Raw genomic sequence first — 15,535 nt, 5'->3', positions numbered from 1 at the left:
AACATACAACGCACATGAGGGTTAAAAGTGCCCACGGGATAGAATCGCCGCAGTGGCTGCCAACCTTGCAAGGACTGGCGCCCAGATAGCCGGACATTCATCCGCCGTTTCTGCACTTTTGTCCTGAAACTGGTTTAACACGCCGGCCCGGCCGGCACTTGTAACAGGTGGTTTCCACCAAAAGCTCTTCAACAGAGCACTCATCGGGTCCCGAGGGACCTATGTCATTGTCGTTTTCGTTCGGTCATTAATGTCGTTGCAGCAGGGATTGAACAAATTGGGCGAGCCGGGACACTTCAGTCTCCCGAATGCCGTTCGATTGCTGGCAACGCACTCCTCCGAACGGAGACCTATATATCCGGCGCAAAGCCCGCAAAGCACCATCCGCACCATTGTACAGCGAGCGGGTGATCTCCTTTTCGGCAGCGCCGAGGAGCACAGCTTAAATGGCAGACAAAATGCTGATAGACGCGTCTCACGAAGAAGAGACGCGCGTAGTTGTCGTACGCGGTAACCGCATCGAAGAATTCGATTTCGAGTCGCAACACAAGAAGCAGATCAGGGGCAATATCTACCTCGCGAAGGTAACCCGGGTCGAACCATCTCTTCAGGCGGCCTTTGTCGATTACGGCGGTAACCGCCACGGCTTTCTGGCTTTCGCCGAAATCCATCCCGACTATTACCAGATCCCTCTCGCGGACAGGCAGGCTCTCCTTCACGCAGAAGCGGAAGAGCACCGCAAGGAAAATGACGTCGAGGGTGACGAACCGTTCTCCGCTCCTGTCGACCTCTCCACTCAGGATCAGCCAGATACCGGCATCGTTCCAGTTATAGAGACGATAGAAGCCGTCACGGACGAAACCCTCGAAGCGAAGCCGGAACAGGCTGCGACTGAAGTTGTCGCCGAAGCTGCCGAGGAAGCGCCGGAGCCAAAAGCGAAACCGAAGCGTGTCCGTAAGCCCCGTGCAAAGAAGACTGCCGAACCGGAAGCGCAGGCCGCAGAAGCCTCGTCCGAAGACGAAGGCGGCAGCGACACCATGGCGGCCATGGTCGACATGGACGAAATCTCCGAGGATGCCGACGGACGCCGCGGTCGTGATGACGATTTCGAAGATGACGACGACGATCACGTCGAAGAGAAGGAAGAGATCGAATCCGTTGGCGCCGAAGACGCCATGGAAGAGGTTCCGGACCGGATCGTACGCAAGCCCCGCAAGCAGTACCGCATCCAGGAAGTGATCAAGCGCCGGCAGATCCTGCTGGTTCAGGTCGCCAAGGAAGAGCGCGGCAACAAGGGCGCGGCCCTGACCACCTATCTTTCGCTCGCCGGCCGTTACTCGGTTCTGATGCCGAACACCGCCCGTGGCGGCGGTATTTCCCGCAAGATCACCAATCCGCAGGACCGCAAGCGCCTGAAGGAAATCGCCCGCGGTCTCGAAGTGCCGCAGGGCATGGGCGTCATCCTGCGCACCGCCGGCGCCAACCGCACCAAGGTCGAGATCAAGCGCGACTTCGAATACCTGATGCGCCTGTGGGAAAACGTCCGCACGCTGACGCTGAACTCCACCGCCCCCTGCCTCGTCTACGAGGAAGGCTCGCTGATCAAGCGCTCGATCCGCGACCTTTATAACAAGGACATCAGCGAAGTTGTCGTCGCCGGTGAGGAAGGCTATCGCGAAGCGAAAGACTTCATGAAGATGCTGATGCCGAGCCACGCCAAGGTGGTTCAGCCCTATCGCGATCTTCACCCGATCTTCTCGCGCTCCGGCATCGAGGCGCAGCTCGACCGCATGCTGCAGCCGCAGGTGACGCTGAAGTCGGGTGGCTACATCATCATCAACCAGACTGAAGCGCTGGTTGCGATCGACGTAAACTCGGGTCGCTCGACCCGGGAATACTCGATCGAAGACACCGCTTTGCAGACGAATCTTGAAGCCGCGGAAGAAGTTGCGCGCCAACTGCGTCTGCGCGACCTGGCCGGCCTGATCGTCATCGACTTCATCGACATGGAAGAAAAGCGTAATAACCGCGCTGTCGAGAAGAAGCTTAAGGATTGCCTGAAGAACGACCGCGCCCGCATCCAGGTAGGCAGGATCTCGCATTTCGGCCTGCTTGAAATGTCGCGCCAGCGCATCCGCGCCTCGGTTCTGGAATCAACAACGCAGCTTTGCCCGCATTGCGGCGGGACAGGTCTCATTCGTTCGCAGTCTTCCGTCGCTCTGCATGTCCTGCGCGGCATCGAGGAATTCCTGCTCAAAAGCACCCTGCACGACATCACCGTGCGTACGACGCCGGAGACGGCTCTTTACCTGCTCAACCAGAAGCGCGGAACGATCGTCGATTACGAGCGCCGCTTCGGAGTAACAATCACCATCGACTCGGACGAGTCGGTCGGGCATCAGCATTTCGCCATCGATCGCGGCGAAGCTGTTGCAAATCCGGTGAAGATCGAAAGCCTGATGCAACTTCTGCCCGAGCCGGAAGAGGACGAATACGTTCCGGAGCCCGAGGACGAAGAAGAAGAGGAAGTCGTTGCAGTAGAATCTGCACCGGCCACCCAGCCTGCTGCCGGCGGCAACGGCGAGGAACAGGGCAACCGCAAGCGCAAGCGCCGTCGCCGTCGCCGGAACAAGAACGGGCAGACTCAAGGCAATGCTGCTTCCGTAGCCGAGGGCGATGAAGACGGTATCTCCGAGGAAGCTGACGACATAGACAGCGAAGGCGATGAGGAAGGTGTAGGCGAAGCTGTTGAAGCCGATGGTGAAGCATCGGGTGACGACAGCCAAAAGCGCAAGCGTCGTCGCCGTGGAAAGCGTGGTGGACGTCGCAATCGTCCTGGCGAGGAAGGTGCAGAAAACGCCGAAGCAGCCGGCGATGACGAGGGCGAAGGCGAAAACGAGTCTGACGACTCCGATACCGAAGCCGCTCTGATCGAAACAATCGCCGAACAAAGCGTGGCGGAAGAGCCGGCCGCGCAGGCAGCCATCGAATCGGCCGAAGAACCGGTTGTCCCGAAGCCACGTCGCAGTCGCAAGCCGAGGGTTGCTCCCTCCCCGATAGAAGAACCTGTCGTGGCGGAAGAGACGCCAGCTCCTGTGCCGGAAATCGTCGAGGCAGAGGAAGCCGTTGCAAGCATCGCCGTCGAAGAAACGGTCGAACCTGCAGTGGGCAGCTCCGAAGAAGCAAAGTCCGCACGCGCCAATCGTGGATCCAACGTGGTCTCCTCCGAGCCCGTTGTGACCTCCAAAACCACGTCAGAGGAAGGCGATGAGCCGACCAAGCCTAAGAAGGGTGGCTGGTGGCAGAAGCGCGGCTTCTTCTAAGCCGCTACTGCCTACGAAACCTGGAACCGGAAAGGCCCCGCGATGCGGGGCCTTTTTTTGTTCGATGATCAGGCTGCCGGAAATTTCGCTTCAGAAAATGAGTCAGGAACCGCCGGCAACCTACTGATCAGAGATTCCTTCAGGCAAGCCAGCGACCGATGCGATCCGTCGCCTCGAACATCTCCGTCATGGTTCCAGCATAGGACATGCGAAGCGCAAGATGGCCGTCTACGGGATCGAAATCCATGCCGGGCGTTGCGGCCACATTGATCTCGGCCAGCATGCGCTTTGCGAAAGCCATGCTGTCATTGGTGAAACGGGATACGTCCACATAGGCGTAAAAGGCGCCATCCATGGGAGACAACAAAGGCATGCCGAGTTGCGGCAGACGCTTCAGTAGAAATTCGCGATTGGCCGCACAGCTTGCCTTGTAATGCTCCAGCTCCTCCCCCGCCCCCAGAGCAGCGATCGCAGCAACCTGCGAAAGCTCCGGTGCTGAGATGTATAGGCTCTGCGCCAGACATTCCATCGGCCTTGCGGCCTCTTCGGGCAGAACCATCCAGCCGATCCGCCAGCCGGTCATGCAATAGTATTTCGAGAAGGAATTGATGATGACCGCATCGTCACCGAATTCGAGGGCGGTCGTATCTTCTCCGGCGTAGGTTAGGCCATGATAGATTTCGTCGGAGATGAGGCTGATGCCCTGCCCCTTGCAGTAGTCATACACAGCCTTCAGTTGCTCCCGGCTGGTGACCGTGCCGGTGGGGTTGGCAGGACTTGCGATCAGAACACCCTTCAGCCGCACACCAGCCTGCGACTGGGCTGCTTCCAGGCTTTCCGGCGTCAGTGTGAAACCCGTCCCGGCATTGACCGGCACCTCCACAACCTTCAGGCCAAGAGCCGAAAGAATGGCCCGATAGGCGGGATAGCCGGGCCTTGCTATCGCCACGGCATCGCCGGCATCGAACAGCGTCAGGAACGCCAGATTAAAACCGGCCGAGGAACCCGTGGTTACGGCGATCCGGGCGGGATCGACCGAAACGCCATGGCGATCCTTATAATAACCTGCGAGCTTCTGCCTGAGTTCGACAAGACCGAGGGCATCGGTGTAACCTATCCGGCCATGGGCAAGCGCGTCGCGAGCAGCCTCAAGCGCCACCTGCGGCGCCGGATGTCCGGGCTGGCCGACGGCCATGGAAATTACCGGTGCGCCAGCCTGGCGACGCCGGGTCGCTTCGGCAAGGACATCCATGGCGTGGAAGGGTTCGACTTCACTGCGTCTTGATATGGAAACCACGGCTTAAACTCTTTCTTCTGGGCGCCTGACATTTGCCGTATTATTCCGGTGTTCACAATGGCGAGAGCGTGGCCTTACGGCCCTTTTTCCGATTTCCCTTGCCATGGGCCGTCGCTACGCTATTGCACAACGCGGCGCAGCACCGACACTGCGCGTCGACAGCCAGACACCGCTTCGGCGGAAAAGGATCAAGAGGAAATACATGACCTTGACGTTCAGGAAGCTCGCCGCAACGGCGCTCGTCATCCTGCCGGCGATACTGCCGACGGCGGCACTCGCGCTCGACGACGCGCAGAAGAAGGAAATCGGCGCGTTCATCAAAGAGTACCTGATCGCCAATCCGGAAATCATGCTGGATGTGCAGGACGCTCTCGAGAAGAAGCAATACGACGCACGCCAGCAGCAGGCGTCGGCCGCCGTCGGCGACAACAAGGACGCGCTGTTCTCCTCCGAACACGACATTTCGCTCGGCAATCCGAAAGGCGACGTCACGGTGGTCGAGTTCTTCGACTACAACTGCGGTTACTGCAAGCGGGCGCTGTCTGACATGGACAAGATCCTCTCCGAAGACAAGAACGTCCGCTTCGTGCTCAAGGAATTCCCGATCCTCGGTCCCGACTCGCTTGCGGCTCACAAGGTTTCCTACGCATTCCGCCAGATCGCACCTGAAAAATACGGAGAATTCCACCGCGCGCTTCTCGGCGGCAAAGGACGCGCCGACGAACAGGCTGCCCTCGACGTCGCGTCGTCGCTGGGCGTGAGCGAGGAACAGATCCGCGCGATGATGAAGTCCAGCCCGAACGACGCCCAGGTCAAGGAAGCCTACCAGCTTGCCACCAGCCTAGGCATCACCGGCACCCCCTCTTACATCGTCGGAAACGAAGCCGTGTTCGGCGCCATTGGTTCCGAAGCGATCGAACAGAAGCTCGCCAACGTACGCACCTGCGGCAAGGCGACCTGCTGAGGGAAAATCAAAGCCGCCTTCTCCGTTCAATCCCGCGATTTCCTTGGGAACGCTCCGTCGTTTGCCCGTAAGGGGCTTTCCCTTACGGGCCTGCCAGTCTATAGGAGGCGGTTGAAAGTCGACGGAACCGCATATGAGCAAGATCATTTACGTCCTGAACGGCCCCAATCTCAATGCCCTCGGCAAACGGGAACCCGGGATTTACGGCGGCAAGACGCTCGCCGATATCGAGACGGACTGCAAAACGGTCGGTAGCGAACTTGGTTTTTCCGTCGATTTCCGTCAATCGAACCATGAAGGCGTGCTCGTCGATTGGCTTCACGAAGCAGGAGAGAAGGCCGCAGGTGTCGCGATCAATCCCGGCGCCTACGGCCACACATCGATCGCGCTGCATGATGCGATCCGGGCCATTTCGATACCGGTGGTGGAGGTGCATATCTCCAACATCCATGCGCGCGAGGAATTTCGCCATAAATCGATGATAGCGCCCGCCGCGAAAGGCATGATCTGCGGCTTCGGCCCTCATAGCTACATCCTGGCGCTGCACGCGCTGAAGAACATCACGCAATAACAAGAATACAGGACCCCATTCCATGGCTGAAAAGAAATCGGGAATCGATCAGGCTCTGATCCGTGATCTGGCCAACATCCTCAACGAGACGGATCTCAGCGAGATCGAAGTCGAACAGGAAGACCTGCGCATCCGCGTATCGCGTGCCGCACCGCAGATGATGGCAATGCCCCAGATGCCGGCCTATCAGGTCGCAGCTCCGGCTGCTCCGGTCGTTGCCGCAGTGCCGGTTGCCGCCGCAGAGCCGGCCCGCAATCTCGCCAATGCCGTGGCGGCGCCGATGGTCGGCACCGCCTACCTCGCACCGGCTCCCGGCGCGCGGCCCTTCATCGAAGTCGGCTCCATCGTCAAGGAAGGCCAAACTCTCCTGATCATCGAAGCCATGAAAACCATGAACCAGATCCCGTCGCCGCGTTCCGGCAAGGTCGTCGAGATCATCGTGGAAGACGGGCGCCCGGTCGAATATGGCGAGCCGCTGGTCATCGTCGAGTAAGCCGATGAGCACCATTTCCAAGATCCTCATAGCCAATCGCGGCGAGATCGCGTTGCGCGTCCTGCGCGCCTGCAAGGAACTCGGCATCGCCACCGTTGCCGTTCATTCCACAGCCGACGCAGATGCGATGCATGTCCGACTGGCAGACGAAAGCGTGTGCATCGGCCCGCCGCCGTCGCGCGATAGCTATCTGAACATCCATCAGATAGTTGCTGCCTGCGAAATCACCGGTGCCGACGCCGTGCATCCGGGCTATGGCTTCCTGTCGGAGAACGCAAAGTTCGCTGATATTCTCGAAGCACACGGCATCACCTTCATAGGGCCGACCGCCGAACATATCCGCCTGATGGGTGACAAGATCACCGCCAAGCAGACCGCTGTCGAACTCGGCATTCCGGTCGTTCCTGGCTCCGATGGCGAGGTTACCCCCGAAAACCTGATGGAAACGGCGCGCCAGATTGGCTTCCCGGTTCTCATCAAGGCAACTGCCGGTGGCGGTGGTCGCGGCATGAAGGTCGCCAAGACCGAAGCCGATCTGGAAGAAGCCTTCAACACCGCCCGGACCGAAGCGGCTGCCGCTTTCGGCAATCCGGCCGTTTACATGGAAAAGTACCTCGGCAAGCCGCGGCACATCGAAGTGCAGGTGGTCGGTGACGGCGCTGGCAATGCAATCCATCTCGGTGAACGCGACTGCTCGCTGCAGCGCCGCCACCAGAAGGTCTGGGAAGAGGCCAACTCCCCTGCCCTCAACGTCGAGCAGCGGATGCGGATCGGCCAGATCTGCGCCGACGCGATGAAGAAGATGAAGTACCGGGGCGCCGGCACGATCGAGTTCCTCTACGAAAACGGCGAGTTCTATTTCATCGAAATGAACACCCGCCTGCAGGTGGAACACCCGATCACCGAAGCCATCACCGGCATCGACCTCGTGCATGAGCAGATCCGTGTCGCCTCCGGCGCTGGCCTGTCGGTCACGCAGGACGAGATCGCTTTCCATGGCCACGCCATCGAGTGCCGCATCAATGCCGAGGATCCGCGTACCTTCGTTCCCTCGCCGGGCACGATCACACATTTTCACGCTCCGGGCGGCCTCGGCGTTCGCGTCGATTCAGGCGCTTATGCCGGCTACAAGATCCCGCCCTACTACGACAGCCTGATCGGCAAGCTGATCGTGCACGGTCGTACCCGCGTCGAATGCATGATGCGCCTGCGTCGCGTGCTCGACGAGTTCGTCGTGGACGGCATCAAGACCACGCTGCCTCTGTTCCAGGAACTGGTTGCCAACCAGGACATCGCGAACGGCGACTACGATATCCACTGGCTGGAAAATTATCTGGCCAGAACCTCCGCATGAGGTGAATGAAGAATGGCAGGGCGCCGCAGCAGGGATCAGAGAATCACACCCGAACTCCTGTTGCGCGCCTATTCCATTGGCCTCTTCCCCATGTCGGATGCGGCCGACGATCCGGAGATATTCTGGGTCGAGCCCGAACTGCGCGGCATCCTGCCGCTCGATCAGTTCCATGTTTCCAAAAGTCTTGCCAAGGCTATTCGACAAAAGCCTTTCGATATCCGCTTCGACACGGCATTCGACGCAGTGATCGCGAAGTGTGCGGAAGAGGTCGAAAACCGTCCCAGCACATGGATCAACGAAACGATTCGTGAACTCTACGGGGCGCTTCATCATCTCGGCCACGCCCATTCGGTAGAAGCCTGGGAAGGCGATGAACTGGTCGGCGGTCTTTACGGCGTTTCGCTCGGATCGGCCTTCTTCGGTGAGAGCATGTTCTCCCGCCGGACCAATGCTTCAAAGATCTGTCTGGTTCATCTGGTCGAGCGCCTGAAGTCACGCGGCTTCAGTCTGCTCGATACCCAGTTCACCACCGAGCACCTGAAAACCTTCGGCGCGATCGATATCCCGAAGGAAGGCTATCTGAAGCTCTTGGACAAGGCGATGCAGTCGGATACCCTGCCCTTCTGAGAGATGGCAAGCCTCCAACGCCTAGCCAGCCACCTATCAGCAGACACAAGCCGATTTGGTGGCTATGCAGCGTTGAGATCTGCCGTTTCGCCGAACTGGACCAGAACGCGCGGGCTGGTCATGTCGCCGGACTCCTCATCCACTTGAACAGAATAAGCGGCAACCCCGATATGGCGCTCTGCCATGGCCGCTGCGATCTTCTCGGCGGAAGCGGCATTCGAAGCCTGACGCATCTCGCCCGGGACCAGATTTCCGCGATTTTTCTTGAATGGCAGTACGATGAATTTCTCGGACAGCGACATATGGGAACTCCTGATTGTTCTCTATTTGTTCAAATCAGAAGCAAATGTCAACATAGCCGAGACCTACGGGTGCTCAACCCGGTATGTTTTGGCAAACTATCTGAATTAGTTGGTCTTTGCCGGCGCGGGAACGTCGGAGGCCTGCTTGCAGCCTGTCAGCCAGACGTCATAAATCGCGTGTTCGACGGCGTTGAGCGCCGGACTGTCGGCGAACATCCAGCCGGAAAAGATTCGGCGTATCTTGCGATCGAGCGTGATTTCATCGACTTCGACGAAACCATCGACCTTTTGTGCTTCGGTCTCGTCACGCGAGTAGCAAACCTTCGGCGTTACTTGAAGCGCGCCGAACTGGACGGTCTCGTCGATATAGACGTCGAAGGAAGTGATGCGACCGGTGATCTTGTCGATACCAGCGAATTCAGCCACGGGATTGGAGATGCGGGCCGCCTTTGCAGGCTCGTTTCCGACCAGAGCAACGATACCGACAGCCATGACCGCTGCACAGACGATACCAGTGGCCGAGCCCAACCCGGAACGCTTCATATCCGCCATTCTCCCGCTTGTGTTTTCCGGCAGCCCATAAAGAAAAAGGGCCGCGTAACCTTGGCCCTATAGTCCAATTGTGGCCAAATCGGGTGTCAGTTGCCGGGCGTCCAGGCGTCGTAGTCGCCGGTGACCCGCGGACGCTCACCCGGAACGGCAAGAGAGCCCGGGGGACGATAGGCAAGCGCGGTACCAGTCTGGTTTTCGCGGTGCGGCTTCTGCCATTCCCGCGGCTTGTAGTCTTCCTTGCTTGGCGGAACGTCCGTGCGGTAGTGCATCCAGCCGTGCCAGCCGGTCGGGATCTTCGAAGCGTCAGCGTAGCCCTTGTAGATTACCCAGCGACGCGGAAGGCCGAAAGACGTGGTGCCGCCCTCATAATAGACATTGCCCATTTCGTCTTCGCCGACGCGCTTACCGTTGCGCCAGGTGAAGAACCGCGTTCCCATGGTCTGGCCGTTCCACCAGGTAAAAACCTGCAAAAGAAGCTGCTTCATGTCTTTGTCCTTGGGCTTTGCCGACGTGGCAAGGCACTTGCTAAAAACGTCTTCCGCTTATGCAGCCTCGCAGCGCCGTTGTCTAGTGATTCGCGCCGCCCGGAGGTCATTTCAGCTTCAACTTGAAGCCAAGGTGACTCTGAGCGAAACCCAGCCTTTCATAGAAACGATGGGCGTCCTTGCGCGCCGCATTAGAGGTCAGTTGTACCGCTCGCATGCCCTGAGCTTTCGCCTTTTCGATGCAATGCCGGATCATCTTCGCACCGATGCCCTGCCCACGGCAGTCCGGGCGGGTGAAGACGGTTTCGACAATCATCGAGGAGCCGCCACGGCCGGAAAGTGTCGTCGTGACGAGGGTCTGGCAGGTGGCGACGACCTCGCCACCCTGCTCGGCGACATAGAGCGTTTCATTGGAAGACGAGGAGATGCGATCGAAGGCAGCGAGATAGCCCGGAAGCGCCGCTGGATCAGTGGTGTCCCCATGACCGCCGACGGTGTCGCCCGCCAGAATGGCTGCGATGGCGACTACATCCTCTCTCAGCGCTTCCCTGATGACGATATCAGATCCCAGCATGCCTTCTTCCTTCCCGTCCGTTTCAGCGGAAGCTACAGAGCACTGCAGGACGGTTGTGTGACGACGGGAGATTTTGCACGGGAATTTTCGCTCATGCCAAACGGAACGGATGGCGTGCAAGTTCGACTCAGAATTCCAGCCGCTTTTCCATGATGATCGCCGGCAGGCCGGAATTCGGCGCGCCCCATTCCTCCATACGGTCGACTTCCGTGAAGCCGAGACGCTCGTAGAAAGACATCGCGCGAACGTTCGGAAGCGCCACCTCGACCCGCATGATCTCGGCATCCGGAAAACAGGTCTCCAGCTCCGCGAAGATGTCGCGGCCAATCCCCTCGTTCTGGCTGGACGGCCGGACATAGAGCTGATGCAGCATCACCGTCTTCGCCATCTTGGGATACATGGCGGCATAACCCAGACCACCGATTTCCCGTCCGCTGTCGGCAACAAGAAACTCGGCGCCGCGCTTTCCTATGCGGGCCTTGATGGCGTTCGCCGAATGCCATCCATCAACCATCTGGCGCACCTTGTCTGCGCCGTAAAACGGATCGTAGGTTGCGTGGAAGGTTTCGTCGAGCAGGGTCCTTACCTGCCCGACGTCACGCTCGCTCGCGGTGCGAACGAAATACAAGGGATTACTCCTCGATGCCGAGCTTGGCCTTGACCAGCGCCTGCACAGCCTGCGGGTTGGCCTTGCCGCCCGTCGCCTTCATCACCTGACCGACGAACCAGCCGGCAAGAGTGGGCTTGGCCTTGACCTTTTCGACCTGATCCGGGTTGGCGGCGATGATCTCGTCGACAGCCTTCTCGATCGCGCCGGTATCGGTCACCTGTTTCATGCCGCGAGATTCGACGATCTCGGCCGGATCGCCACCTTCGGCCAGAACGATCTCGAACAGGTCCTTGGCAATCTTGCCGGAGATGGTTTCGGCCTTTATGAGGTCGATGATCGCGCCGAGCTGGGCCGGAGAAACCGGCGTTTCCTCGATGCTCTTGCCGGTACGGTTGAGCGCGCCAAGCAGATCGTTGATGACCCAGTTCGCAGCTGTCTTGCCATCACGACCGGCCGCGACTTCCTCGTAATAGTCAGCGATTGCCTTTTCAGAAACAAGAACGGAGGCGTCGTAGATCGACAGACCGAGGTCACGGACGAAACGGGCCTTCTTGTCGTCCGGCAGTTCCGGCAGGTCCTTCTTCAGCTCCTCGACGAAGGCATCGTCGAACTCGAGCGGCAGCAGATCCGGATCGGGGAAGTAGCGATAGTCATGCGCGTCTTCCTTGGAGCGCATGGAGCGGGTCTCGCCCTTGTTCGGGTCGAAAAGGCGGGTCTCCTGATCGATCGAACCGCCATCCTCCAGTATCGCGATCTGGCGGCGGGCTTCATATTCGATGGCCTGACCGATGAAACGGATGGAATTGACGTTCTTGATCTCGCAACGCGTTCCGAACTCGCCGCCCGGCTTGCGCACGGAAACGTTGACGTCGGCGCGCATCGAGCCTTCGTCCATGTTGCCGTCGCAGGTGCCGAGATAGCGCACGATGGAGCGCAGCTTGGTCATGTAGGCCTTGGCCTCGTCAGACGAGCGCATGTCGGGCTTGGAGACGATTTCCATCAGCGCAACGCCCGAACGGTTCAGGTCTACATAGGACATAGTCGGGTGCTGGTCATGCATCGACTTGCCGGCGTCCTGCTCGAGGTGCAGGCGCTCGATGCCGATTTCGATATCCTCGAACTGGCCCTGACGGTCGGGGCCGAGCGAGATGATGATCTTGCCCTCGCCGACGATCGGGTCCTTGAACTGGGAAATCTGATAGCCCTGCGGCAGGTCCGGATAGAAATAGTTCTTGCGGTCGAAGATCGAACGCTTGTTGATCTGGGCCTTGAGGCCAAGACCAGTGCGAACAGCCTGCTTGACGCATTCCTCGTTGATGACCGGCAGCATGCCGGGCATGGCCGCATCCACCAGCGATACGTTGGCATTCGGCGCATTACCAAAGGTGGTCGAGGCGCCGGAGAAGAGCTTCGAATTGCTCGTCACCTGCGCGTGAACCTCCATACCGATGATCACTTCCCAATCACCGGTGGCGCCGGGAATGAAACGTTTCGGGTCGGGCGTGCGCGTGTCAACTAGGGTCATCAGATGCTCGTGTCATGCGTGGAGTTTTCAAGCCCGTGAGGTAGAACAAATGTGGCGGTGGCGCAAGGCTTGTCCGGCCTTGCAGGCCAAGACATCACGCCCACAGGCAGCTCATCAAACGTTAATCCACCTCATGCAGCATAGGCCAATGGCCACCGAAACGACCCTCACGCTTCTCGCCATCGCTGCGCTCTACAATGTCGTGGTGTTCTGCGTCTATTGGCTGGACAAGGACGCAGCCCGCAACGGCGAATGGCGCGCACGAGAGACAACGTTGCTTGCGCTTGCCCTGTTCGGCGGCGGCGTGGGTGCGTTGCTCGCCCAAAGGCTTCTCCGCCACAAGACGCGCAAACCGCCGTTTCCCGTCGCCTTGCCGACATTCTTCGCGATCCAGGCCGCAGCCGTCTCCGCCGTCCTCATCGCTCCCGAAAGCGCAGCAGCCGCATTGGATGCTGTGCTCCGCTCCTTTACGGGAAACTAGAATTCCGCATAACCAGTGCCGGCCGGCTCTACGAGCTGCTTGGACATGCCAACGGTCTGGACGTCACGATCCAGCTTCGGGTTGTAAGTAATCGTCAGCCAGTGAACCGAATAGCCGTGTTTTTCGAAGAAACCGACGGCATCCCGATTGAGAGCGTGCGTTTCGAGCGACACCTTCTCAAAACCCTGCTTGCGAATCTCATCCTCCACCTCTGCCAGCAGCGCCGAGCCTAACCCCTGCCCCTGATATTGCGGATCGATCCAGAAATCGGTGATGTTTTCGTCAAGCTGTTCGCGGGCTGCCCATCCGGCCACAACGCCGCCGCTTTCCACGACGGAAATCGTGATCCAGCGGCTACGGGTGAAATTCTGGAATGCCTGACTGGCATTTTCCAGCATGGATCCCGTTTCAGCGACCGGGATCATGGCCAGTTCCCAGGAACGGATACCGATATCTGCAAGCAGATCGGCCTCTTCCTGTCGTGCAGTACGTATATTTGCCATGCCCTCTCCCGTGTTTCCCGAAGTAGAACATCCACAACAAGGTTTGGCCAGAGGTTGCAACGCATCAAAGGAGGAAAACAGAATTTGCTTTTATTCTCAAACCGATAAATCGGGAAAGACTGGACTTCGCGCCCTTTCACACCGAACCAGAAAACGATCTGGATGATCGACTCGCCCGGATGTGAACCCGACGAGATAACCGGCTGGGTGCGGTGGAGAACCATGAGCCCCCGCGTCAATGAAAACCGCTCATCCGGTGGCTTTCACGAAGGACGCCCCGCCTCAGAAAAGGAATGAATTTCAACCTGCACAAATGACTTCGCCGGCCACGATGTGACCGACGATAATCATTTTCCGAATTTTCAGTTCGTTACCACCACTTGGCGGGGGTGAACTTGCCGGCGGCCTGTTCGATCACGTGAGCGGTCTTGAACAGCGTCTCTTCCTCGAACGGCTTGCCAATGAGCTGGAGGCCGAGCGGCAGGCCCTTGCCGTCGAGACCGGCCGGAACGGAGAGGCCCGGCAGTCCGGCCATGTTGACCGTTACCGTGAAGATGTCGTTCAGGTACATCTTCACCGGATCGGCGGCGAGCTCCTTATCGCCGATGGCAAAGGCAGAAGACGGCGTTGCGGGCGTCAGGATGGCATCGACACCGGCGTGGAAGGCGAGTTCGAAATCACGCTTGATCAGCGTGCGGACCTTCTGAGCCTGCAGATAGTAGGCATCGTAGTAACCGGCCGACAATACATAGGTGCCGATCATGATACGGCGCTTGACCTCGGTGCCGAAGCCCTCGGCACGAGTCTTCTCATACATGTCGGCGATGTCCTTGCCGTCAACGCGCAGGCCGTAGCGCACGCCGTCATAGCGGGCGAGGTTCGATGAAGCCTCGGCCGGAGCGACGATGTAATAGGCGGGAAGCGCGTATTTGGTGTGCGGCAGGGAGATGTCGACGATCTCGGCACCGGCTTCCTTCAGCCATGCGATGCCCTGCTGCCAGAGTGTCTCGATCTCGGCCGGCATGCCCTCGACGCGGTATTCCTTCGGGATACCGATCTTCATGCCCTTCAGCGACTGGCCAAGTGCTGCTTCATAATCCGGCACCGGCAGATCGACAGAGGTCGTATCCTTGGCGTCGACCGACGCCATGGACTTCAAGAGGATGGCAGCGTCGCGAACGTCTCGAGCGATTGGGCCGGCCTGATCGAGCGAGGACGCGAAAGCGATCGTGCCCCAGCGCGAGCAGCGGCCATAAGTCGGCTTGATGCCAACGGTGCCGGTGAAGGCGGCCGGCTGGCGGATCGAGCCGCCGGTATCGGTTGCGGTAGCGCCGGCGCAAAGATGCGCAGCAACGGCAGCCGCCGAACCGCCCGACGAACCGCCGGGAACCAGATTTTCGTTCGACCCCTTAGCCTTCCACGGATTAACCACGGGGCCATAATGGGAAGTCTCGTTGGACGAACCCATGGCGAACTCGTCCATGTTCAGCTTGCCGAGCATGACCGCACCATCATCCCAGAGGTTCTGGGTGACGGTCGATTCGTACTTCGGCTTGAAGCGGTTCAGGATATCCGAGCAGGCCTGGGTGTGGATATCACGGGTGGCGAAAAGGTCCTTGATGCCGAGCGGAATGCCTTCCAGCGCGCCAGCCTTTCCGGCCGCGATCCGCTCGTCGGAAGCCTTGGCCATCTCGCGGGCCTTTTCCGGCGTGACGGTGACATAGGCGTTGATCGCGTCATTAGCCGCCTCGATCGCCAGGATATAGGCGTCGGTCAGCTCGACGGCCTTGATCTCCTTCGCAACCAGTTTGGTGCGGGCTTCGGCAATGGTGAGGCTTGTCAGTTCGCTCATGATGTCAGTTCACTTCAAAATA

16 protein-coding genes are annotated in these 15,535 nt (G+C 59.3%); 7 read left to right on the top strand and 9 right to left on the bottom strand.

Annotated features, from left to right (window positions below):
- The first annotated feature begins 446 nt into the window (after positions 1–446).
- On the top strand, positions 447–3,323 hold the full coding sequence (locus H4I99_RS19775) for an Rne/Rng family ribonuclease (RefSeq protein ID WP_163904943.1): 2,877 nt from the start codon (positions 447–449) through the stop codon (positions 3,321–3,323).
- 139 nt (positions 3,324–3,462) lie between these two features.
- Here the strand turns inward: H4I99_RS19775 and H4I99_RS19770 are convergent, their stop codons facing one another.
- Entirely contained in the window at positions 3,463–4,620 is a 1,158-nt protein-coding gene (locus tag H4I99_RS19770; RefSeq protein WP_163904941.1) for a pyridoxal phosphate-dependent aminotransferase, read from the bottom strand.
- A 202-nt stretch (positions 4,621–4,822) separates the two neighbouring features.
- On the opposite strand from H4I99_RS19770, the gene H4I99_RS19765 reads away from it, so the two are divergent.
- The 5 genes from H4I99_RS19765 to aat all read left to right on the top strand — a co-directional run bounded on the left by H4I99_RS19765 (position 4,823) and on the right by aat (position 8,629).
- Positions 4,823–5,584, top strand: a complete 762-nt coding sequence (locus H4I99_RS19765) for a DsbA family protein (protein WP_163904939.1) — start codon at positions 4,823–4,825, stop codon at positions 5,582–5,584.
- A gap of 133 nt (positions 5,585–5,717) precedes the next feature.
- A complete protein-coding gene (gene aroQ / locus H4I99_RS19760) occupies positions 5,718–6,155 on the top strand; it encodes a type II 3-dehydroquinate dehydratase (RefSeq protein WP_163904938.1) in 438 nt (145 codons plus the stop codon).
- A gap of 22 nt (positions 6,156–6,177) precedes the next feature.
- Positions 6,178–6,648: an acetyl-CoA carboxylase biotin carboxyl carrier protein gene (accB, locus tag H4I99_RS19755; protein WP_163904936.1), complete on the top strand. Its 471-nt coding sequence runs from the start codon at positions 6,178–6,180 to the stop codon at positions 6,646–6,648.
- A gap of 4 nt (positions 6,649–6,652) precedes the next feature.
- Complete coding sequence (gene accC, locus H4I99_RS19750; RefSeq protein WP_163904934.1) at positions 6,653–8,002, top strand: acetyl-CoA carboxylase biotin carboxylase subunit; 1,350 nt, start codon at positions 6,653–6,655, stop codon at positions 8,000–8,002.
- A gap of 12 nt (positions 8,003–8,014) precedes the next feature.
- Positions 8,015–8,629 carry a leucyl/phenylalanyl-tRNA--protein transferase gene (aat, locus tag H4I99_RS19745; protein ID WP_163904932.1) on the top strand — a complete coding sequence of 205 codons (615 nt, stop codon included), beginning with the start codon at positions 8,015–8,017 and terminating at the stop codon, positions 8,627–8,629.
- A 62-nt stretch (positions 8,630–8,691) separates the two neighbouring features.
- On the opposite strand, the gene H4I99_RS19740 is transcribed toward aat, so the two are convergent.
- The 6 genes from H4I99_RS19740 to gatB form a co-directional block, all read right to left on the bottom strand.
- The gene (locus tag H4I99_RS19740) at positions 8,692–8,931 is read right to left on the bottom strand and encodes a hypothetical protein (RefSeq protein ID WP_163904930.1); all 240 of its coding nucleotides are present in this window, start codon (positions 8,929–8,931) and stop codon (positions 8,692–8,694) included.
- A gap of 105 nt (positions 8,932–9,036) precedes the next feature.
- A complete protein-coding gene (locus H4I99_RS19735; protein WP_237351882.1) occupies positions 9,037–9,423 on the bottom strand; it encodes a DUF2155 domain-containing protein in 387 nt (128 codons plus the stop codon).
- 146 nt (positions 9,424–9,569) lie between these two features.
- On the bottom strand, positions 9,570–9,968 hold the full coding sequence (locus tag H4I99_RS19730; RefSeq protein WP_163904928.1) for an NADH:ubiquinone oxidoreductase subunit NDUFA12: 399 nt from the start codon (positions 9,966–9,968) through the stop codon (positions 9,570–9,572).
- Positions 9,969–10,074: 106 nt separating this feature from the next.
- A complete protein-coding gene (locus H4I99_RS19725; protein WP_163904926.1) occupies positions 10,075–10,542 on the bottom strand; it encodes a GNAT family N-acetyltransferase in 468 nt (155 codons plus the stop codon).
- Positions 10,543–10,669: 127 nt separating this feature from the next.
- Positions 10,670–11,170: a GNAT family N-acetyltransferase gene (locus tag H4I99_RS19720; RefSeq protein WP_163904924.1), complete on the bottom strand. Its 501-nt coding sequence runs from the start codon at positions 11,168–11,170 to the stop codon at positions 10,670–10,672.
- 4 nt (positions 11,171–11,174) lie between these two features.
- The gene (gene gatB, locus H4I99_RS19715) at positions 11,175–12,677 is read right to left on the bottom strand and encodes an Asp-tRNA(Asn)/Glu-tRNA(Gln) amidotransferase subunit GatB (RefSeq protein WP_163904923.1); all 1,503 of its coding nucleotides are present in this window, start codon (positions 12,675–12,677) and stop codon (positions 11,175–11,177) included.
- Between the two features lie 148 nt (positions 12,678–12,825).
- Between gatB and H4I99_RS19710 the strand changes: the two genes are divergently transcribed.
- Entirely contained in the window at positions 12,826–13,158 is a 333-nt protein-coding gene (locus H4I99_RS19710) for a DUF1294 domain-containing protein (RefSeq protein ID WP_163904921.1), read from the top strand.
- On the opposite strand, the gene H4I99_RS19705 is transcribed toward H4I99_RS19710, so the two are convergent.
- Together H4I99_RS19705 and gatA are read right to left on the bottom strand one after the other, a co-directional pair.
- Complete coding sequence (locus tag H4I99_RS19705) at positions 13,155–13,661, bottom strand: GNAT family N-acetyltransferase (protein ID WP_163904919.1); 507 nt, start codon at positions 13,659–13,661, stop codon at positions 13,155–13,157. The two genes, H4I99_RS19710 and H4I99_RS19705, sit on opposite strands and share 4 nt — an antisense overlap.
- A 370-nt stretch (positions 13,662–14,031) precedes the next feature.
- Positions 14,032–15,513, bottom strand: a complete 1,482-nt coding sequence (gatA, locus tag H4I99_RS19700; RefSeq protein ID WP_163904917.1) for an Asp-tRNA(Asn)/Glu-tRNA(Gln) amidotransferase subunit GatA — start codon at positions 15,511–15,513, stop codon at positions 14,032–14,034.
- Between the last annotated feature and the right edge of the window lie 22 nt (positions 15,514–15,535).

Origin of the sequence: Paenirhizobium daejeonense, from assembly GCF_014280875.1 — a bacterium.
In the GTDB taxonomy this organism is placed as follows: Bacteria; Pseudomonadota; Alphaproteobacteria; order Rhizobiales; family Rhizobiaceae; genus Allorhizobium; species Allorhizobium daejeonense.
The sequence above is the reverse complement of the archived record's forward strand: the minus strand, read 5'-3'. Positions and strand labels throughout refer to the sequence as shown.

What these genes read in the sequence shown, in the direction of transcription:
- accC (WP_163904934.1), top strand. Translation starts at nt 6,653, where the DNA reads ATGAGCACCATTTCCAAGATCCTCATAGCCAATCGCGGCGAGATCGCG.
- accB (WP_163904936.1), top strand. Translation starts at nt 6,178, where the DNA reads ATGGCTGAAAAGAAATCGGGAATCGATCAGGCTCTGATCCGTGATCTG.
- H4I99_RS19735 (WP_237351882.1), bottom strand. Translation starts at nt 9,423, where the DNA reads ATGGCTGTCGGTATCGTTGCTCTGGTCGGAAACGAGCCTGCAAAGGCG.
- H4I99_RS19705 (WP_163904919.1), bottom strand. Translation starts at nt 13,661, where the DNA reads ATGGCAAATATACGTACTGCACGACAGGAAGAGGCCGATCTGCTTGCA.
- aroQ (WP_163904938.1), top strand. Translation starts at nt 5,718, where the DNA reads ATGAGCAAGATCATTTACGTCCTGAACGGCCCCAATCTCAATGCCCTC.
- H4I99_RS19710 (WP_163904921.1), top strand. Translation starts at nt 12,826, where the DNA reads ATGGCCACCGAAACGACCCTCACGCTTCTCGCCATCGCTGCGCTCTAC.
- H4I99_RS19775 (WP_163904943.1), top strand. Translation starts at nt 447, where the DNA reads ATGGCAGACAAAATGCTGATAGACGCGTCTCACGAAGAAGAGACGCGC.
- gatA (WP_163904917.1), bottom strand. Translation starts at nt 15,513, where the DNA reads ATGAGCGAACTGACAAGCCTCACCATTGCCGAAGCCCGCACCAAACTG.
- aat (WP_163904932.1), top strand. Translation starts at nt 8,015, where the DNA reads ATGGCAGGGCGCCGCAGCAGGGATCAGAGAATCACACCCGAACTCCTG.
- H4I99_RS19730 (WP_163904928.1), bottom strand. Translation starts at nt 9,968, where the DNA reads ATGAAGCAGCTTCTTTTGCAGGTTTTTACCTGGTGGAACGGCCAGACC.
- H4I99_RS19725 (WP_163904926.1), bottom strand. Translation starts at nt 10,542, where the DNA reads ATGCTGGGATCTGATATCGTCATCAGGGAAGCGCTGAGAGAGGATGTA.
- H4I99_RS19740 (WP_163904930.1), bottom strand. Translation starts at nt 8,931, where the DNA reads ATGTCGCTGTCCGAGAAATTCATCGTACTGCCATTCAAGAAAAATCGC.
- H4I99_RS19765 (WP_163904939.1), top strand. Translation starts at nt 4,823, where the DNA reads ATGACCTTGACGTTCAGGAAGCTCGCCGCAACGGCGCTCGTCATCCTG.
- gatB (WP_163904923.1), bottom strand. Translation starts at nt 12,677, where the DNA reads ATGACCCTAGTTGACACGCGCACGCCCGACCCGAAACGTTTCATTCCC.